Origin of the sequence: Staphylococcus sp. HMSC068C09, from assembly GCF_001813735.1 — a bacterium.
GTDB lineage: Bacteria > Bacillota > Bacilli > Staphylococcales > Staphylococcaceae > Staphylococcus > Staphylococcus hominis.
Genome location: NZ_KV813756.1, coordinates 67,391 through 86,237, shown reverse-complemented (window position 1 = coordinate 86,237; position 18,847 = coordinate 67,391). Strand labels below are relative to the sequence as shown.

At 30.7% G+C, this 18,847-nt stretch carries 18 protein-coding genes; 8 read left to right on the top strand and 10 right to left on the bottom strand.

Annotation, left to right across the window (positions count from 1 at the left end; translation table 11 throughout):
• Positions 1–137: 137 nt before the first annotated feature.
• The 6 genes from prfB to fakB1 all read right to left on the bottom strand — a co-directional run bounded on the left by prfB (position 138) and on the right by fakB1 (position 7,927).
• A protein-coding gene (gene prfB / locus HMPREF2930_RS05145) for a peptide chain release factor 2 (RefSeq protein ID WP_100214160.1) occupies positions 138–1,251 on the bottom strand; the annotation gives its coding sequence in 2 pieces (ribosomal slippage) (positions 138–1,178 and positions 1,180–1,251; 1,113 coding nt in all).
• 114 nt (positions 1,252–1,365) lie between these two features.
• The gene (gene secA / locus HMPREF2930_RS05140; protein ID WP_017175926.1) at positions 1,366–3,903 is read right to left on the bottom strand and encodes a preprotein translocase subunit SecA; all 2,538 of its coding nucleotides are present in this window, start codon (positions 3,901–3,903) and stop codon (positions 1,366–1,368) included.
• 461 nt (positions 3,904–4,364) lie between these two features.
• Positions 4,365–4,940, bottom strand: coding sequence for a ribosome hibernation-promoting factor, HPF/YfiA family (hpf, locus tag HMPREF2930_RS05135; RefSeq protein WP_017175927.1), 576 nt, complete (start codon positions 4,938–4,940; stop codon positions 4,365–4,367).
• 61 nt (positions 4,941–5,001) lie between these two features.
• Positions 5,002–5,679, bottom strand: coding sequence for a ComF family protein (locus HMPREF2930_RS05130; protein WP_017175928.1), 678 nt, complete (start codon positions 5,677–5,679; stop codon positions 5,002–5,004).
• Positions 5,672–6,754 carry a DEAD/DEAH box helicase family protein gene (locus HMPREF2930_RS05125; RefSeq protein ID WP_017175929.1) on the bottom strand — a complete coding sequence of 361 codons (1,083 nt, stop codon included), beginning with the start codon at positions 6,752–6,754 and terminating at the stop codon, positions 5,672–5,674. Before HMPREF2930_RS05125 ends, HMPREF2930_RS05130 begins: the two co-directional genes overlap by 8 nt.
• A 306-nt stretch (positions 6,755–7,060) precedes the next feature.
• On the bottom strand, positions 7,061–7,927 hold the full coding sequence (gene fakB1 / locus HMPREF2930_RS05120) for a fatty acid kinase binding subunit FakB1 (RefSeq protein ID WP_017175930.1): 867 nt from the start codon (positions 7,925–7,927) through the stop codon (positions 7,061–7,063).
• Between the two features lie 140 nt (positions 7,928–8,067).
• Here fakB1 and HMPREF2930_RS05115 point away from each other — a divergent pair, with 140 nt between their 5' ends.
• On the top strand, positions 8,068–8,709 hold the full coding sequence (locus HMPREF2930_RS05115) for a YigZ family protein (RefSeq protein WP_017175931.1): 642 nt from the start codon (positions 8,068–8,070) through the stop codon (positions 8,707–8,709).
• 64 nt (positions 8,710–8,773) lie between these two features.
• On the opposite strand, the gene HMPREF2930_RS05110 is transcribed toward HMPREF2930_RS05115, so the two are convergent.
• Positions 8,774–9,847 carry a glycosyltransferase family 4 protein gene (locus tag HMPREF2930_RS05110; protein ID WP_017175932.1) on the bottom strand — a complete coding sequence of 358 codons (1,074 nt, stop codon included), beginning with the start codon at positions 9,845–9,847 and terminating at the stop codon, positions 8,774–8,776.
• Positions 9,848–10,219: 372 nt separating this feature from the next.
• Here HMPREF2930_RS05110 and HMPREF2930_RS05105 point away from each other — a divergent pair, with 372 nt between their 5' ends.
• From HMPREF2930_RS05105 to pepT, 4 genes are all read left to right on the top strand, one after another.
• The gene (locus tag HMPREF2930_RS05105) at positions 10,220–11,290 is read left to right on the top strand and encodes a GGDEF domain-containing protein GdpS (RefSeq protein ID WP_017175933.1); all 1,071 of its coding nucleotides are present in this window, start codon (positions 10,220–10,222) and stop codon (positions 11,288–11,290) included.
• 207 nt (positions 11,291–11,497) lie between these two features.
• Positions 11,498–12,259 carry a threonine/serine exporter family protein gene (locus tag HMPREF2930_RS05100; protein WP_002448186.1) on the top strand — a complete coding sequence of 254 codons (762 nt, stop codon included), beginning with the start codon at positions 11,498–11,500 and terminating at the stop codon, positions 12,257–12,259.
• A 16-nt stretch (positions 12,260–12,275) separates the two neighbouring features.
• Positions 12,276–12,770: a threonine/serine exporter family protein gene (locus HMPREF2930_RS05095; protein ID WP_002448047.1), complete on the top strand. Its 495-nt coding sequence runs from the start codon at positions 12,276–12,278 to the stop codon at positions 12,768–12,770.
• Positions 12,771–12,784: 14 nt separating this feature from the next.
• Positions 12,785–14,014 (top strand): peptidase T, encoded by a 1,230-nt coding sequence (gene pepT, locus HMPREF2930_RS05090; RefSeq protein ID WP_017175934.1) that lies wholly within the window; start codon positions 12,785–12,787, stop codon positions 14,012–14,014.
• A 45-nt stretch (positions 14,015–14,059) separates the two neighbouring features.
• Here pepT and HMPREF2930_RS05085 read toward each other — a convergent pair whose 3' ends face one another.
• From HMPREF2930_RS05085 to HMPREF2930_RS05075, 3 genes are all read right to left on the bottom strand, one after another.
• Complete coding sequence (locus HMPREF2930_RS05085) at positions 14,060–15,184, bottom strand: glycerate kinase (RefSeq protein WP_017175935.1); 1,125 nt, start codon at positions 15,182–15,184, stop codon at positions 14,060–14,062.
• 203 nt (positions 15,185–15,387) lie between these two features.
• Positions 15,388–15,708 carry a bacillithiol system redox-active protein YtxJ gene (ytxJ, locus tag HMPREF2930_RS05080; RefSeq protein WP_002449093.1) on the bottom strand — a complete coding sequence of 107 codons (321 nt, stop codon included), beginning with the start codon at positions 15,706–15,708 and terminating at the stop codon, positions 15,388–15,390.
• A gap of 114 nt (positions 15,709–15,822) precedes the next feature.
• Entirely contained in the window at positions 15,823–16,701 is an 879-nt protein-coding gene (locus HMPREF2930_RS05075; protein WP_017175936.1) for an EMYY motif lipoprotein, read from the bottom strand.
• Between the two features lie 107 nt (positions 16,702–16,808).
• On the opposite strand from HMPREF2930_RS05075, the gene HMPREF2930_RS05070 reads away from it, so the two are divergent.
• From HMPREF2930_RS05070 to HMPREF2930_RS05060, 3 genes are all read left to right on the top strand, one after another.
• Positions 16,809–17,324 (top strand): GrpB family protein, encoded by a 516-nt coding sequence (locus tag HMPREF2930_RS05070; protein ID WP_017175937.1) that lies wholly within the window; start codon positions 16,809–16,811, stop codon positions 17,322–17,324.
• A 93-nt stretch (positions 17,325–17,417) separates the two neighbouring features.
• A complete protein-coding gene (gene murB / locus HMPREF2930_RS05065) occupies positions 17,418–18,344 on the top strand; it encodes a UDP-N-acetylmuramate dehydrogenase (protein ID WP_017175938.1) in 927 nt (308 codons plus the stop codon).
• A 27-nt stretch (positions 18,345–18,371) separates the two neighbouring features.
• Positions 18,372–18,686 carry a CHY zinc finger protein gene (locus HMPREF2930_RS05060; RefSeq protein ID WP_017175939.1) on the top strand — a complete coding sequence of 105 codons (315 nt, stop codon included), beginning with the start codon at positions 18,372–18,374 and terminating at the stop codon, positions 18,684–18,686.
• The last annotated feature ends 161 nt before the right edge of the window (positions 18,687–18,847 follow it).

The following is an 18,847-nucleotide window of genomic DNA, read 5'->3' as shown; positions in this document are numbered from 1 at the left end:
TGTAATATAAAGGTTAAATAACACTCCTAAATTAGTTTAAATTGATTAAATTAGTAATATTACAAGTCACGAATTACATTTTAAAGTTAGATTTATTTAGATTTTAAAATTTTATTTTTTATTAATAAACAACTCAATCAATCATTTTGTGACATCGTTTGTCGTAAATAAGCTTCTATAAATGGCGCAATATTTCCATCCATTACTGCATCTACCTTAGCAGTTTCTTCATTTGTACGATGATCTTTTACCATAGAATATGGATGGAATACATACGAACGAATTTGACTACCCCATCCTATTTCTTTTTGTTCACCACGAATTTCTGCCATTTCACGTTCTTGCTCTTCTAACTTCAATTGATATAATTTAGATTTCAACATTTTCATTGCAGCTTCACGGTTCTTGATTTGAGAACGTTCATTTTGGTTATTCACTACAATTCCAGTTGGATGGTGAGTAATACGGATTGCAGACTCTGTTTTATTGATATGTTGTCCACCTGCACCTGATGCTCTAAATGTATCTACTGTAATGTCATCAGGATTAATTTCTATTTCTATTTCATCATTATCAAATTCTGGTATAACATCACAAGAAGCAAATGACGTATGGCGTCTTCCAGATGAATCAAAAGGTGAAATTCTTACAAGTCGATGTACTCCTTTTTCTGCTTTTAAGTAACCGTAGGCATTATGACCTTTAATCAATAATGTGACGCTTTTTACTCCCGCTTCATCACCTGGTAAATAATCGATGGTTTCTACTTTAAAACCTTGTTGTTCACCATATCTTTGGTACATTCTTAATAACATGCTAGCCCAGTCTTGAGATTCGGTCCCTCCAGCACCAGGATGCAACTCTAAAATAGCATTATTTGCATCATGTGGGCCATCTAATAATAATTGTAATTCAAACTGATCGATTTGTTCTCTGAATGTTACAATATCTTGTTCTAAATCTTCTTTGATTTCATCATCATATTCCTCTTGAAGTAATTCCCATGTTGCATCCATATCTTCTAATTTATGGTTGAGTTCATAGTAACCATTAACTATCGATTTTAATGCATTATTTTTATCAATAACATCTTGAGCTTTATTTTGGTTATCCCAAAAGTCCGGTTCTGTCATCATTTCTTCATATTCTTGAATATTTGTTTCTTTATTTTCTAAGTCAAAGAGACCCCCTAATTTGTTCTAAATCATTATTATATTCATCAATATTACGTTTGATTTCTGATAATTCCACTATATATGTCTCCTTTATTTATAAATTCTTTAAATAAAATACGAGATCGTGACAAAAGCTTTTAAATGATAAGCAATATACGTCTCGATCTCGCCTAATTATAATTACTTGATATTAATCTTCTTTACCATGGCAATTTTTATATTTTTTACCACTACCACAAGGACAAGGATCATTACGTCCAATTTTTTCACCTTTTACAATAGGCTGTTTTTTTGCTTTTTCTTTGCCATCTTCAGCAGATACGTGTTGTGCCTTACCAAAATCTGTTGTTTTTTCACGTTCAACTTGTTCGTCTACTTGAATAACAGATTTTAATATATATTTAGACGTATCTTCTTCAATAGCTTGCATCATTAAGTCAAATAACTCGTGTCCTTCATTTTGGTAATCACGAAGTGGATTTTGTTGTGCATATGAACGTAAGTGTATACCTTGGCGTAACTGATCCATTGTATCAATATGGTCAGTCCAATGAGTATCAATAGAACGTAATAAAATCATACGTTCAAATTCAGGCATTTGATCTCCAATTTTTTCTTTTTGGATTTCATAACCTTTTTCAATTTTAGCCCATACCACTTCAAAAATATCTTCAGAATCTTTACCTTTAATTTCTTCTTCAGTTAATTCTCCTTCTTGAATAAACACATCATTAACATAATCTATAAATGGTCCATAATCAGGATTATCATCTTCATCGTTAATATAGTAGTTAATAGCTCTCTGTAAAGTAGTACGCATCATCGCCATAACAATTTCTGAACTATCTTCTGAATCTATAATGCTATTACGTTCATTATAAATAATTTCACGTTGTTTACGTAATACTTCATCATATTCGAGAATTCGTTTACGTGCATCAAAGTTATTTCCTTCAACACGTTTTTGAGCTGACTCAACTGCACGTGAAACCATTTTAGATTCTATTGGCGTTGAATCATCCATACCTAAACGATTCATCATTTTTTGAAGTCTTTCAGAACCAAAACGAACCATTAATTCATCTTGTAATGATAAGTAGAAACGACTATCCCCTTTATCTCCTTGACGACCTGAACGACCACGTAATTGATCATCAATACGACGAGATTCATGTCGTTCAGTACCTATTACGGCAAGGCCACCTATTTCTTCTACGCCTTCACCTAATTTAATGTCTGTTCCACGTCCAGCCATATTAGTAGCAATAGTAACTGCACCTTTTTGTCCTGCATTTGCTACAATTTCAGCTTCTCTTTCATGATTCTTCGCATTTAATACATCATGACGTATACCGCGTTTTTTCAATAAATTTGAAATGTATTCACTTGTTTCTACTGCAACAGTACCTAATAAAACTGGTTGTCCTTGTTTATGTTTTTCAACTACATCGTCTACAACTGCATCAAATTTTCCTTTTTGACTAATATAAATTAAATCAGACTTATCTTGACGTTGAACAGGTTTGTTCGTTGGAATTTGAGTTACTGTCATATTATAGATATTACGGAACTCTTCTTCTTCAGTTTTAGCAGTACCAGTCATTCCAGCTAATTTATTATACATACGGAAGTAGTTTTGGAAAGTAATTGAAGCCATTGTTTTAGATTCATTTTGAATTTTCACGCCTTCTTTAGCTTCAATAGCTTGATGCAATCCTTCAGAAAAACGACGTCCCGGCATTGTACGACCAGTGAATTGATCTACAATTAATACTTCTCCATCTACGACCATATAATCGACATCGCGTTGTAAAGTAACATGCGCTCTTAAAGCAGTATTAATATGACTAATAATATCTACATTTTGAACATCATATAAATTATCGATTTTAAACATTCGTTCTGCTTTATCTGCACCTTGTTCTGTTAAATGAACAGCTTTTGTTTTTTCATCATATTTATAATCTTCATCTGCTTTTAACATCTTAGCAAAAACATTCGCTTGAGTATAAAGAGACGTTGACTTTTCAGCTTCACCTGAAATAATTAACGGTGTTCTTGCTTCATCTATTAAAATAGAGTCAACCTCATCAATAATCGCAAAATGTAATGGTCTCATTACACGTTCTTCCGCATAATTCACCATATTATCTCTTAAGTAATCGAAGCCTAATTCATTATTTGTACTATAAGTAATGTCTTTTGCGTATGCTTCTCGTTTTTCTTCTGTAGATTTACTATTTAGATTTAAACCAACTGTTAAACCTAAAAACTCATATAATTCAGCCATTTCTTCACTTTGAACACTAGATAAGTATTCATTGACTGTAATAACATGAACACCTCGACCTGCTAAAGCATTTAAATACGTTGGCATTGTCGCAGTTAATGTTTTACCTTCACCAGTTCTCATTTCTGCAATATCACCTTTATGAATAGCAATACCACCCATAACCTGAACTTTATAAGGTGACATGTTAAATACACGTTTTGCACCTTCACGTACTAATGCAAATGCTTGCGGCAAAATTTTATCTAAATAGTCATTTTGTTTTTTTACATCTTCAATTGCTTGTGCTTCTTCTTGAAATTGTTTCGTTTTATTTCTGATTTCTTCGTCAGTTAAAATCGCTATTTTTTCCTCTAAAGCAAGTACTTCATCAGCTTTTTTACTTAAACGTTTCACTTCTTTCTTATTGCCGTCAACAATTTTTGATAAAAATCCCATTATGTTCGCTCCTTTAGCTAAAAAAACTGTTTGGCCTACAACAATTTATAATATCATTTATAAGTTCAAATTTATACTTAAATACTCATATAAATGATATGCTTAATTGTGTACAATAATTACTTTTATATTTATACTTTCTTTCTATTTTAAAAAACTTACTATCCCTTTAATTTTTAATTACCTCATTACATTAGCATAGCATGATTATACCGTCCATGAATAAGTGTAAAAGTAGCTAGTCGATAGTAGCTTCATACTTATTCTTCACATTGTACGATACATATAATATTTATTATTCTCTTCTAAATAATAAAAGTACCTGGGACATCAACTTGTCTCAGGTACCTTTAAACAAGGAAGTAGTCATTGACTGAATTGAACACGTGCTTATGTCATGTATTTTCAATTCTAGTCATAGCTCCTCATACTTAACTTTCGCAAAGAACGTCTACATTCAACTATTCAGTTGTTTCAATCAGACCATATTTACCATCTTTACGTCGATACACAATACTTGTACCATCTGTTTCACGATCTGTAAAAATGTAAAAATCATGCCCTAATAAATCCATTTGTAATACTGCTTCTTCAGAATCCATTGGTTTTAAACTAAACTGTTTAGAACGAATAATTTCTATTTCATTCTCATTTGATGATTCTGAAGTATCTTCCACATCCTCATTCACTACTGTTTGTTGCTCAGCAATAAATGGTTCTTGTTCTCCATTATCTCTATTCTTACGATTCACACGCGTTTTGTATTTACGAACTTGACGTTCTAATTTGCTTGTAACTAAATCAATTCCTGCGTATAAATCGTCGTGTCGTTCTTCAGCTCTCAATGTAACATTTTTCAAAGGAATTGTTACCTCGATTTTAGTAGCTGAATTTTGATACGTTTTAACTTTTACATGTGCAACTGCATTTGGCACATTATTAAAATAACGTTCAAGTTTACCAATTTTTTCCTCAATATAGTTGCGGATAGCATCTGTAATAGTGAGGTTATCTCCATGAATTTCAAATCTAATCATAGTTATCTCTCCTTTAACCTCTAATATTGGTAATTCTTACTATTATAATATCATGTTTAAGTCATCTTGAAAACGCAAACACTTTGAATTTTCTGACTTTTTTATTACATAATACACTTCCAGCATAATGAACTGTCAAACCTGTAGTATAGATATCATCAATCAGTAAAATATTTTTATTTGTAATATCTATATTTTCTTTAAGATAGAACGGATTGTCAGCTTTAAATCGTTCTTTTTTTCCAAGTCTTGATTGCTTAGGTCGTGAACGTGTGCCTAATAATTCTATATAGCTTATACCCATTTTGTCCAAAACAGTGGTTACTGGATTAAACGTTCGATGTTCATCTCTTTTATAAGGGGATGGAATAGGGACAATATAATCGTATGACGTTTTAGGCAATGTTAACTTTGAAGCTAAAACCTCAGCTAAATAATAATCTTTCATAAATTTATAATGATGAATCGTTTCTTTCATTATTCCATCATATTTATAATCACAATACAGTTGTGACATTAGCGTAAATTGCTGATTGAGACATTTACAGTCTAAACATTCATCACCTGTATTTATTTTATAATTAAGGCATCTTGTACATCTTTTTTCATCATTGATATCAAGCTTAATGGCTTGCCATTGTTTTTTGCATGTTTCACAAAATTGTTGTGGTGGTTTATAAAAATTAAATATAGATAACTCTTCGTGAATAGAAGTAGCACACTGAATACATTTATTCATCGATCCACCCTCTTTGAATCCCTAATTTATTCATTCTTGTAATATCTTTTTTAGCCATCAACATTGATATACTCACACCTTCATGAAGAAATAATACCATTCCTGTGGGAGCTTCTTGTTTACGTCCAACTCTTCCAGCAATTTGTACTAATGCAGCCTTTTCAAATGTATCTGCATTAATTACGATAACGTCTAATTGAGCCATAGTAAATCCACGTTCTAAAATTGTTGTTGTAAAAACAATTCGATGTTTTCCTTCACGAAGTGCTTTCACTTTTTCAAAACGTAAAGCATCTTCACTTGAAATACATATCAAATCTGAAAATATTTTTTTATAGTATTCGGATATCTTAATCATCTTTTCTATATTATTAAAAAATACTAACGTAAATCTTTTATGTTCAATCTGATTTAATAACATATACTTTAAAAAACTTTGAGTACGATTCATATTTAATTTAAAATATTTAAATTTTGGAACTGGTAATGGGTGTCTATGAAAGCGAGCAGGTAACTGTATAATGCGATGTTTTGGTATTTGACGCAGTAAATGTCTAGGTGGCGTTGCAGTCATATAAATCAATGTAGATAGCGGTTTAGCCGCTTGTTTAATAGCATTTTGTAGATGATGATCCATAGGCAGCGGAAATGCATCAATTTCATCGACAAAAATAACTTCAAAGTGATTTTTAAATCGATATAGTTGATGGATAGTACAAATTACAAAATGTCCGTTATATTGTTGTTTACTTGATTGATGCAATACGTCAATATTTTCTTTCAAAAAAACTTCTTTAATACGCTGGCTAATCTCTACTACTACATCTACTCTTGGAGAGATGATTGCTACATTAAATCCTCTTTTACGTGATAAGCTAATACCCTCATATATCATCTCTGTTTTTCCTGCACCAGTTACCGCATATAATAGTAAGTCTTCACAGTTTTCTATAGCAGATAAGATTTTTTCAGATGCATAACATTGCTGTTCAGATAATTTAAAAGATAATGTATATAATCCCTCTGATTTAACATTTTTACTTTTAATGATTTTATATTCAGTAATATTATCCATTCTTCCTAAATGTATACATTGTCGACAATATATTACTTCTTTATTAAGAATAGAGGAAAAATATTGATAGAAATGAGCACTATCTTCATTACCACATTGAATACACCGATATCCTTTTGAACTCTTTACGATACCTAACGTTTTCTCACTGATTATTTCATCTTTTAATTCTATTTCTGAAGATACTAATCTTCCATAATATTTAATATTTCATCACTTCCTTATTAAAATAAAAAAAGTCTAATCGAAAAGGAGATGGGTACCTTAACCCTCCATGTTCTCACTTTTAACGATTAGACCTTCATCTTATTCGATTACAATTTTTCTTGGGAAATATCCAACTCCGATTCCACCTGAACCTAAATGAGATGCAATGACTGGTCCATATTCACAATATTGAATATTAATGTTTGAATATTTCTCTTTTAATTTAGCACAAAAATCTTTACCCTCTTTTATTTTATCGCCATTAATCACAAACACTGTTACATCATTAATATTTTTCGCAATATCAAGTGCATGTTGTTCTATAGAATTATAAGCTCGCTTACGTGTACGTACTTTTTCTAAAGGATGAATTTTTCCATCTTCTTCAAACTTAAGCACTGGCTTCATTTGTAAAAGTGTTCCAATCCATGCTTGGGCACCAGTAATACGACCACTTTTTTGTAAATTTTTTAAATCATCAACAAATAAGTATGCACCTGTATCTTTACGAATAGACGTTAATTCCTCAATAATTTCGTTAGGGGTTGCTCCGTCTTCAATCAATTTTAATGTATAAATCACATAGCTGCCTTCAATCATAGAAGCTAATCTTGTATCAAATGTGTGGACTTGAATGCCATCTACCATTTCACCTGCTTGTGTTGCTGATTGATAACTACCACTAATCCCACTTGATAAATTAAAGACGATAACATCTGTATAACCTTTATCTCTTAATTCCTCATAGTTCTTTATCCATTCACCAATAGCTGGTTGACTTGTTGTAGGAATTGTTTTAGATGCGGCCATTTTTTTATAAAAAGATTCTTTTGAAAGATCTGGATGTTCAGTAAATGTTTCTCCATCATCAAATGTTACACTCAGTGGTGCAACTGGTATCTGATATTTTTCAATAATATGTTTTGGCAGATTCGCAGTAGAGTCTGTCATTACTGCAATTTTCATAATCGTCCTCCTCAATTATACTCAACAGTATTATAAATTATTTTAATAAAAAAGGAAATTCATAATCAATTATTTATCTAAAAGAAAACAAACGTGTATAATAAAATTCATATTAATCATATCGTGGAGGTATTTATCAATTGAGTGATCATGTTATTACTATAAAAAAAGAACATATTATTGAAAATACAATTAATAAATCTCGATTTATTGCTCATATCAAACCTGTTTTCTCAGAAGAAGAGGCTAAGATGTTTATAGAAGAAGTAAAACAAACTCATAAAGAAGCAACACATAATTGTTCTGCGTATACTGTTGGCAATCAAATGAATATACAAAAAGCCAACGATGATGGAGAACCAACAGGAACAGCAGGTATTCCTATGCTTGAAATATTAAAAAAACTGGATATTCACAATGCTTGTGTAGTAGTTACTCGGTATTTTGGTGGCATTAAACTTGGCGGTGGCGGATTAATTCGTGCATATAGTGGTGCAGTACGAGATGTGATTTACGATATCGGCCGTGTAGAATTAAGAAATGCTATTCCCACTACTGTTACCATTAATTATGACTTAACAGGTAAATTTGAGTATGAACTTGCTTCAACCTCTTTTTTTCTAAGAGACAAAGTTTACACTGATAAAGTGAGTTATAAGATTGATGTTGTAGAAACAGAATACGACTCATTTATCGAATTTTTAAACCGTAATACAGCAAGTCAATATGATTTAGAAAAAGATACACCTAAGCAATTACCTTTTGATATTGAAACAAATTAATTAAATTACAAAAGCCAGCAAACGCTTAAGATTGCTGGCTTTTGTAAATAAATGAATAAAAGTATTATTTATGGTTTGTCTTATGGCGAGATGCATCGTCATTTTTTTTAGAAATTAAATTAAGAATAGGACGATAACTATCATCTATTAAACCAGTAAATTCAACGATGAGTTCAATTGTGATGACGATTAAGATAAACATTAGTAATACACCTAATGGTTGAGATAAATACAATATAATACTCGATAAACTAAACATAATCGCAATAGAGTATATCAGTAATACTGTTTGACGATGTGTATATCCTAATGCAAGAAGTTTATGATGTAAATGTGATTTATCTGCTTGCATAATGTGTTGACCATTTCTCACTCTTCTAATCATTGCAAATAAGGTATCAATAAATGGTACCGCTAAAATAACAATTGGGAAGAATAAAGAAATAAATGTGATATTTTTAAAACCTAGTAAGGATAAAAAGCCAATAATAAATCCAATCATTAATGCTCCACTATCGCCTAAAAAGATTGAAGCAGGATGGAAATTAAAGAATAAGAAGCCAAGTAATGCGCCAATCAACAAGCTACAAATCATAATGATAAATACATTTCCTTGTAATATAGCTATGAAACCAATGGTAGTTAAACCAATAACTGACACACCTGATGCCAAACCATCTAAACCATCTATTAAATTTATTGCATTTGTTATTGCTACAATCCATATAATTGTAATCGGTATACTTAAAATACCAAAATGAATGGTTGGACCAATTGGAAAAGAAATAAAATCTATGGTAATCCCGTAAAAAACGACAACTGATGCTGCTATAATTTGTCCAATTAATTTTAAAATTGGCTTCAAATCATAAATATCATCAATGATGCCTACAAAATACATAATAATTAAACCAATTACCAAAGGTTTGACTGCTCTCTCTATGGGATGACCTAACCATAAACCAATAAGAAATGAAAGTAGTATGACAGTACCTCCCATGACTGATACTGGTTTTGTATGTACTTTTCTATAGTTAGGTCGATCTACTAAATTAAATTTAAAAGAAACCTTTATTATAATAGGTGTTATTATTAAACTGATTACCAATGTTACAACAATAAGTAATAAAGTATACATCAGTTCACCTTCAATATATTCCTGTTATTTTTTCATCTATACTATTTAAACAATTATTATTAATTTTTTAAATTAGACTATAGTAGTATATATACTTTTTCAATTTTATATATTATTAGTCTATTTATTTTCTTCGTAATAATCTATTCATTAAATAGACCACTTTTAATCATGTATCATAAACTAATTAAAATTAATTGTAAATTTTTTGTAAAGATACGTATTTTTTATATCATATCATTTTGTTATAAATTTGAACATGAAAGTCTATCTGAAATTCATAATATATATTTTATAACAAACAACTTAATGACAAATAGTAAGTTTTCACTTACAATTACTAATGGTTAATTTAAAGGAGTCGATCCCAATATGATTGAAGCAATTATTTACAATATTGCCGTTATGGTAGCTGGAATTTATTTATTCCATCGATTACAATATTCAGAAAATAAAATCATGATATTTTCTAAAGGTTATGTCACAATTTTAATGACTTTGGTGGCATTACTATTAACAGCTTACCCTATTCCTTTTCATCATCAATATCTTATTCGCCTAACTTTCGTCCCGTTACTATTCCTTGGTCGCTATACAAACGTCGGTTACACTTTTATTGCCTCACTTATCATAAGTCTAGTGGATATATTTTTATTCGGAAATTCATTTTTTTATGGCGTCGTTCTTATTATAATAGGTATTATTGTTAGTTTAATTGGGCCGTTTCTTAAAAAAAATGATATTATTGCTTTAATTATTTTAAATGCTATCAGTATTGTTATTATTTTTGTTTTATCTATCTTCACAACTTTATATGATTTAACTGAATTAATTATGCTTATACCTATTTCATTCGTACTAACGATTACTTCTGCTATTACCTTTGTTGATATCTGGCATTTCTTTTCGCTTGTTACACGGTACGAAAACGAGGATAAGTACGATTATTTAACAGGTTTAGGTAATGTAAAAGAATTTGATAGACATTTAAATAAGATTTCTCAAAAAGCCGAAATAGAACATACTAGTCTCGCACTTTTACTCGTTGACATTGACGGATTTAAAGATGTTAATGATACATATACTCATAAAGCAGGAGACGCTGTACTAAAACAAATGTCTCAATTGCTTAAAAATTATGTACCACATCAATTTAAAATCTTCCGTAATGGCGGTGAAGAATTTTCTATCGTTATCTTCGATTATTCTTTAGATCAAAGTGTGAAACTTGCTGAAAATATTAGGATGGCAGTCGAAAAATCTTCGTTCCATTTACCTAATAAGGAAGTTATAAAATTATCTGTATCTATTGGCGTTGGTTATTTATCTCAAGATGAATATAAATCTCAACGTAAAGTATTTAAAGACGCCGATGATATGGTCCATGTAGCTAAAAAAGAAGGTCGTAATCAAGTAATGTTTAATCCTATAATTAAATTATAGACGTTACGATTTAATTTGAGATGGAACGTGGAATTCGAAATGAATTCTGTTGCATCTCTTTTTTATACTCATTTAACATCTATATTATTTATTTGTTATTCTACTTTTAAAATGACTGATTTAGTAATAAAGTATTAATACAAGCGAAGAATATTATAGATATACACGAAAATCATTATATATTTTAATTATTGTGGAGGTGCTTTTATGAATAATTCAATCACTATTATCGATGAAAATAAGGTGATTGATGTTGTGTTAATAGCTGGTCGTATTCTCTTAGAATCTGGAGCTGAAACTTACCGTGTTGAAGACACTATGAATCGAATTGCTCACAGTTATGGTTTAAATGATACATATAGCTTTGTCACATCGACCGCTATCATTTTCTCACTTAATGATCGAACAAATACAAGGCTTATAAGAATTAGAGATCGTACTACAGATTTAGAAAAAATTGCTCTTACAAATAGTCTTTCTAGAAAGATTGCTAAAAATGAGTTAACTATTGATGAAGCTAAATCAGAACTGATTCATCTAAGTAAAGCTTCATTACAATATTCTTTTTTATTGAATTTTTTTGCTGCGGCAATTGCATGTGGCTTTTTCTTACTCATGTTTGGCGGTGTTGTTTCTGATTGCTGGATTGCTATTTTAGCTGGCGGTGCTGCGTTCTTAACTTTTAGCTTTGTCCAGCGTTTCATTCAAATTAAATTCTTTTCTGAATTTGTAGCATCAGCAGTAGTTATTACAATTGCTGTTACATTTACTAAACTAGGCATTGCTACAAATCAAAATATTATAACAATTTCTAGTGTTATGCCCTTAGTACCTGGAATTTTAATTTGTAACGCTATTAGAGATTTAATGGCTGGCGAGCTACTTGCTGGAATGTCTCGTGGTGTAGAAGCTGCACTAACATCATTCGCTATTGGTGCAGGCGTAGCGATTGTTTTATTAATTCTTTAAGAAAGGCTGTTTATGTATGTTATTTTATTTATTTCATTTTGTTATAAGTTTTATTTCGACAGTACTTTTTTCTATTATATTTAACGCTCCTAAACGACTTTTACTTGCTTGTGGATTTGTCGGCGCCTTAGCTTGGACAATTTATCAATATACCGTAGATATGGATTTAGGAAAAGTTGGCGCTGCGTTTTTAGGTAGTTTAATTCTTGGTTTATTAAGTCATGTGATGAGTCGACGCTATAAAAGACCCGTGATTATCTTCATTGTGCCAGGTATAATCCCTCTTGTTCCTGGTGGTACAGCATATGAAGCAACACGATTTTTAGTATCTAATGACTATACTCATGCTGTGAATACATTTCTAGAGGTCACATTAATTTCTGGTTCAATTGCTTTTGGAATATTAGTAGCAGAAATTCTCTATTATATTTACACACGTATTAAGCAATTTTATGGTAAAATCAAAGGAAAAACGTACAGAAAATCTTACAATATGAACAATAGAGTCTAAGGGGATGTTTCGTCATGAAAGTACAGATTATAGATAGATTATCAAGATATGTGAAAATAGATACACAATCAAATCCCGAATCGAAATCGACGCCTTCTACTGAGAAACAATGGGATTTATTACATTTATTACAAAAAGAACTGCAAAACTTTGGATTAGAAACAGAATTGGATAATAATGGTTATCTTTTTGCTACTTTAGAAAGTAACATAGAAAAAGAAGTTCCTACGGTAGGTTTCTTAGCACATGTAGATACATCACCAGATTTTAATGCGACAAATGTTAATCCTCAGATTATAGAAGATTATGATGGTCAACCTATTAAATTAGGTCAAACAAATCGAGTATTAAGTCAAGATGTATTTCCAGAACTTAAAAAATTAGAAGGTCACACTCTAATGATTACAGATGGTACATCTTTACTAGGTGCCGATGATAAAGCAGGTGTTGTAGAAATTATGGAAGCAGTAAAATACTTGCAGACCCATCCAGAAATTAAACATGGTCGCATACGTATAGCTTTTACACCTGATGAAGAAATAGGTCGTGGTCCTCACAAATTTAATGTGAAACGCTTTAATGCCGATTTCGCCTATACTATGGATGGCAGTGAGTTTGGAGAATTACAATTCGAAAGTTTTAATGCAGCAGAAGCAACAATCACTACACATGGTGTAAACGTTCATCCTGGTTCTGCAAAAAACGTTATGGTTAATGCTATTGGATTAGCACATCAATTCCATAGTCTACTACCTGCTAATGAAGTACCAGAACGTACAGAAGGTTATGAAGGATTCTATCATTTAATGAAAATAGAAGGAACAGTTGAAAAAGCTTCTTTACAATATATTATAAGAGATCATGATAGAAAATCTTTTGAACTTAAAAAGAAAAAACTTTTAGAAATTCGTGATGATATTAATATTCATTATGAAGGTTATCCAGTAAAAGTAGATATCGAAGACCAATACTATAATATGGCTGAACAAATTAAGCCACATCCGTATATTATTGATATTCCTAAAAAAGTATTTGCAGATTTAGAGATAAAACCAAATACTGCGCCTATACGCGGTGGTACTGATGGTTCTCAGCTTTCATTTAAAGGTTTACCTACACCTAATATTTTTACAGGATGTGGAAACTTCCATGGCCCATTTGAATATGCTTCTATCGATGTAATGGAAAAAGCAGTACAAGTGATTATCGGTATTGCTCAAGAAGTAACACAATATGAAAAATAATAAATAAAAAAAGTTTAGTTCATTCTTTGAACTAAACTTTTTTATTTATTTTATTCCATTAGCTGTAGTTTTTAATAATCGCAAAGCTTGAACTGTATAATGTCTAATTTGAAGACCCATTTTAAAATCTGTGTATGTTTTCGGCATTTCAATAAATGTGTTAAACATGGCTGTTACGCGATGATGATTAAATATATCAAACTTATCATTAGTCGCACAAATTGCAATAGATGGTTTGTGATATTTTTCTGTAAGTTCCGCAATAGTCAATGTGGTTGTTTCAAGCATATGATCTTCTTCTTTTAAACCCTCTCCAAAGATAATTAAATCTGCCTGAGATACTAACTCATCTAAATGTGTAATTTGATTTACTAGTTCATGACTCGTTAAAATTTCTGTGTTGTATAATGCTTTCAACACCGCAGCAATACCGCCACCGGCTCCGCCACGTTCAATTGGCCCTAAAGCAATATGTAATTCATTTTTCATAATCTCATTTAAGTACCACATTAAATTATCAATTTCCACTGCTTTTTTGTGTGGAATTTGATGGTTATAGCTTAATTTCATAATTTCACTATTTTTTCCATACAACTTACTAGAAAAATCCGTCATCACTTGTAGTCTGACATTTTCCAATGTACTAGGCAGTCCAGAGATATCAATATGACGAATGAACTTAATCATTTGTGCGCCTTCTCGTGCGTCAAGTTCTCTATTTTCATCATCATAAAATTTAGCTCCTAAAGCTTGCAGCATCCCTACGCCACCATCAAAACTATCCATACCACCTAAAGATATAATAATATGATCTGTGTTCTTGTTTAATGCATCTAAAATAACTTCTCCTAACCCAAAACTAGTACGTTGTTCAATTGCTTTATGACCTTTTGAAAATAAATTACTTTCAATAATTACAGTACCTTCTTCAGTTTGTCCATATATCGTTTCAATCTCATTCATATCAGCATCATGAACATTCACTTTATATTTTGTACCTGATTGCCAAAGAAATACTGAATTTAATAATTCATGACGTCCGTTAAATAAAGGTACCTGTACAATATCTGCATGATCAATTTGACTTGCTATTGCCTCTTCCACATAACGATTCGCTTGATAACTCGAAATAATACCGTTAAATTCATCCATGGCTACTAAAATTTTCATTCTATTTTCACCTCATGCCACTTTCTATCTTTCTTAAATTCATACGTTATAACTTCACTTTCACATTATACATAGGTTCATCGCATATTTCATTTTTTACATTTTATAAATATAAAAGTCATTTAAAATGATAAAAATGTAGATATAATAAAGAGCTGGTAACAAAAAATGTACCAGACTCTTAAATCGATATATTATCTTTCTTATTCTTCAGCTTGTGCTAATGTAGATACATTAATATCACTATGACTAGCATTCCATACAGCTTTTCCATCTACAAAATAAAAAGCTTGTGGTGATTCATGTTTCACATTTGTCTTTTCAGCAATATAATCAGAAAGTTTTCTTTCTTCTTGAACCACTAGATAATATCCATCTATGTCTCTTTCATATAAAAACTTATTAAATTGATCAAATGCTGCAGCTGAAATTGGACATGTGTCACTATGTTTTAATACAAATACATCGTTATGTTCTTCTAATACTTGTTCAAACTGGTCAATCGAACTCAGCTTTATAGCCATTCTATTCACCTCTAAATTTTTTAACTTTGTCCCTTTTTTTAAATTAAACTTCTCAATGGCTACAATTATACACATTTCATCATATAATGTTAACCAAAAATTTAAATTTAGGTTTTATTCGTTTTGCTGTACTTTTTCTAATTCTGTATTAAAGTTGTAATTTTCCTTACTTAAATCTTTACCCGTTTTAGGTAGTTTCTCAACATTAATTTTTGAAAGTTGATCTTCAATCTTAATAGTTGTTTCACGTGTCTCATAATAATCAAGTAAATTATAGTACATTTCTATCGCATTTTTACGAGCATTGTTTACATGTGAATCTGTAATATTAGTCTGATTTAAATCTTTAATCTGTTTTTGTATCAGTGGTTTTATATGCTCATTAATTGCTTTTGAAGTAGGATAATTATCCTTTTCTAAATATTTTTGAGCAGTTTTTCGTAAATTACGATTATTGTTTTCAATTTTAGATTTTAATAGATGTGCATTTTCTTGATTATTTGTTTTACGTATATCTTTTTCTACTAGTGCTCTATTTATTTCAAATGAATGTGTATAATTTAGAATTTTTTCATTTTCCACAACTGATTGATTATATAAATCTACAAATGATTTAATTTCATTTATAGATTGATGTTGATTACTCACATGATTTAAATAATCTTTCTTTAATTGACGAGTTTTATTTGTCTTAGCCGGAAGATGTTTAGCTTCTTTTTCATACTCTTTAAACTCAGGCACTAAACGGTGATTTATATTTTTCTGTAGTCGTTCAAATGACTTTTTATTTTTATCTGTTGTATCGGTTTTACTTATATCATTTAAACGGTTCAGCTCTAATTGATTCATCACTTTTTCCACGCTTTTTTGCTTGGTCTCTACTTTAGATAGGTGTTGTTTGAAGCGATTTAAATCTTCGTTATTATTCTGACCACAACCAGAAAGTATCAAACAGTATAGTGAACATAATGAAAGTATTATTAATTTTTTCATTTTTGCACTCCTAACACCCGTATTATACATAAAGTTATTTATATTGAAAATAAATTATGTTATAGTATTTCAGAATTTGTATAATAATTTAATTGAAGGAGTTACACATGTATGCATCTGTTCAATCATTTATAAATTGTTCCAACGGCAATGATTATCATCAGTTGTACGAAGACACTAAAGCTCTGTTATTTAACTTGTTAGATTCTCCAGTAAAATTTACACAACATATCGGAGGAACAAAACATTTTTCTTATCCCACAGAACCGATTTTAGATGTTTTAGTTGGAGTCAACAATCTCCATGATATTACATCTCTTGATGAAAAGAGATTGAATTATGTAGGCTTTTATCGATTACACCACCCTTATAAAAAGAAAGTGATGATGGCAAAATTTGATAATATGATCAATCTTAAGCAAATAATACGATTACATATTATTCAAATAGATACGCCCTTATTCACTCAATATTTAGCTATAGATCACGTACTGTCTACACAAAAACACGTAGCACAGATGTTTTCTAATCAGAAAAATAAATTTATCAATCTAAACTCAACAATCCGATACTACGAAAACCAAAAACAGAAATTTTTTGATAATTTGTATCATACACTTTAATGATATACAAATTGTTTTAAACTCTTTTAGCAAAACATATGTAAAGTTGCTATAATAAAGTTTAGATTATAGAAGAGAAGAAAGGATGTACTTATGTTAGAACAAGAAGACATCTTAAAAGATTTAAAATCTTTAGTACCTGACAATATTATTAAAGTTAATGAACCGTTAAAACGTTATACATACACGAAAACTGGTGGAAATGCAGATTTTTACCTTTCACCTACTGAAAATGAGCAAGTACAAACTATCGTACGTTATGCTCATGAACATCAATTACCTGTTACATATTTAGGGAATGGTTCAAATATTATTATTCGCGAAGGCGGTATCAGAGGTATTGTGATTAGTCTATTATCTCTTAATCATATTAATGTCTCAGATGATGCAATTATAGCAGGAAGCGGTGCAGCAATTATAGATGTATCAAGAGCGGCAAGAGATCACGTTCTTACCGGCTTAGAATTTGCTTGTGGCATTCCTGGTTCTGTTGGTGGTGCTGTTTATATGAATGCAGGCGCCTATGGAGGAGAAATTAAAGATTGCATCGATTATGCTTTATGTGTAAATGAACACGGCGATTTGATACAACTTACTAAAGAACAATTACATTTAGACTATAGAAACAGTGTCGTTCAAAAACAACATTTAGTAGTTCTTGAAGCAGCATTTACTTTAGAACCAGGTAACTTGAACGAGATTCAAGCTAAAATGGATGATCTTACAGAACGTCGTGAATCTAAACAACCACTTGAATATCCTTCATGCGGTAGTGTATTCCAACGTCCTCCAGGTCATTTTGCTGGAAAATTAATTCAAGATTCAAATCTTCAAGGCCATCGTATTGGTGGCGTGGAAGTCTCAACTAAACATGCCGGATTTATGGTAAATGTCGATAATGGTACAGCAACAGATTATGAGAATTTAATTCATCACGTACAAAAAGTCGTGAAAGAAAAATTTGATGTTGAATTACATCGTGAAGTTCGAATCATTGGCGAATATCCAGAGTCAGAGTAAATTCTCAATGTTAGGAGATGTGAAACAATGCTAAAAGTTTATGGTTCTCTCGTAGACAATGAAACACGTTGTATTCACTATCATACATTTCTTGACATTATAGCGATTAAATTTAAATGTTGTGAAAAGTATTATCCTTGTTATCAATGTCATAACGAACATGAATCTCATAACATTCAGCGTTGGTCAGCAGAGGAATTTCATAAAAAGGCGATACTTTGTGGAGTTTGTCAAAATGAACTCTCTATTCATGAATACATGATGACTGAAACATGTCCAAATTGCCAAGCACATTTTAATTCACGTTGTAAATTTCACTATCATTTATATTTTGAAATTTAATACTTAAATTAAATGATATATAGAATAACATATAAAGACAAAGTATTTTGGCAAGACTCTTGAGGGAACAGGACAAACTAAAGACTACAGACTAAAGTTGTCCCCTAACAAATCGAGCCAACCATACGAAGTATTGTAAATAAAGAAGCCAGTAAATGAAT

Bases quoted from the DNA above. Each gene is read 5' to 3' on its own strand.
- secA (WP_017175926.1), bottom strand. From the start codon at position 3,903: ATGGGATTTTTATCAAAAATTGTTGACGGCAATAAGAAAGAAGTGAAA.
- HMPREF2930_RS05060 (WP_017175939.1), top strand. From the start codon at position 18,372: ATGCTAAAAGTTTATGGTTCTCTCGTAGACAATGAAACACGTTGTATT.
- ytxJ (WP_002449093.1), bottom strand. From the start codon at position 15,708: ATGGCTATAAAGCTGAGTTCGATTGACCAGTTTGAACAAGTATTAGAA.
- hpf (WP_017175927.1), bottom strand. From the start codon at position 4,940: ATGATTAGATTTGAAATTCATGGAGATAACCTCACTATTACAGATGCT.
- pepT (WP_017175934.1), top strand. From the start codon at position 12,785: ATGAAAGTACAGATTATAGATAGATTATCAAGATATGTGAAAATAGAT.
- fakB1 (WP_017175930.1), bottom strand. From the start codon at position 7,927: ATGAAAATTGCAGTAATGACAGACTCTACTGCGAATCTGCCAAAACAT.
- HMPREF2930_RS05095 (WP_002448047.1), top strand. From the start codon at position 12,276: ATGTTATTTTATTTATTTCATTTTGTTATAAGTTTTATTTCGACAGTA.
- HMPREF2930_RS05070 (WP_017175937.1), top strand. From the start codon at position 16,809: ATGTATGCATCTGTTCAATCATTTATAAATTGTTCCAACGGCAATGAT.
- HMPREF2930_RS05075 (WP_017175936.1), bottom strand. From the start codon at position 16,701: ATGAAAAAATTAATAATACTTTCATTATGTTCACTATACTGTTTGATA.
- HMPREF2930_RS05110 (WP_017175932.1), bottom strand. From the start codon at position 9,847: ATGTATACTTTATTACTTATTGTTGTAACATTGGTAATCAGTTTAATA.
- HMPREF2930_RS05130 (WP_017175928.1), bottom strand. From the start codon at position 5,679: ATGAATAAATGTATTCAGTGTGCTACTTCTATTCACGAAGAGTTATCT.
- HMPREF2930_RS05105 (WP_017175933.1), top strand. From the start codon at position 10,220: ATGATTGAAGCAATTATTTACAATATTGCCGTTATGGTAGCTGGAATT.
- HMPREF2930_RS05085 (WP_017175935.1), bottom strand. From the start codon at position 15,184: ATGAAAATTTTAGTAGCCATGGATGAATTTAACGGTATTATTTCGAGT.
- HMPREF2930_RS05125 (WP_017175929.1), bottom strand. From the start codon at position 6,754: ATGGATAATATTACTGAATATAAAATCATTAAAAGTAAAAATGTTAAA.
- murB (WP_017175938.1), top strand. From the start codon at position 17,418: ATGTTAGAACAAGAAGACATCTTAAAAGATTTAAAATCTTTAGTACCT.
- HMPREF2930_RS05100 (WP_002448186.1), top strand. From the start codon at position 11,498: ATGAATAATTCAATCACTATTATCGATGAAAATAAGGTGATTGATGTT.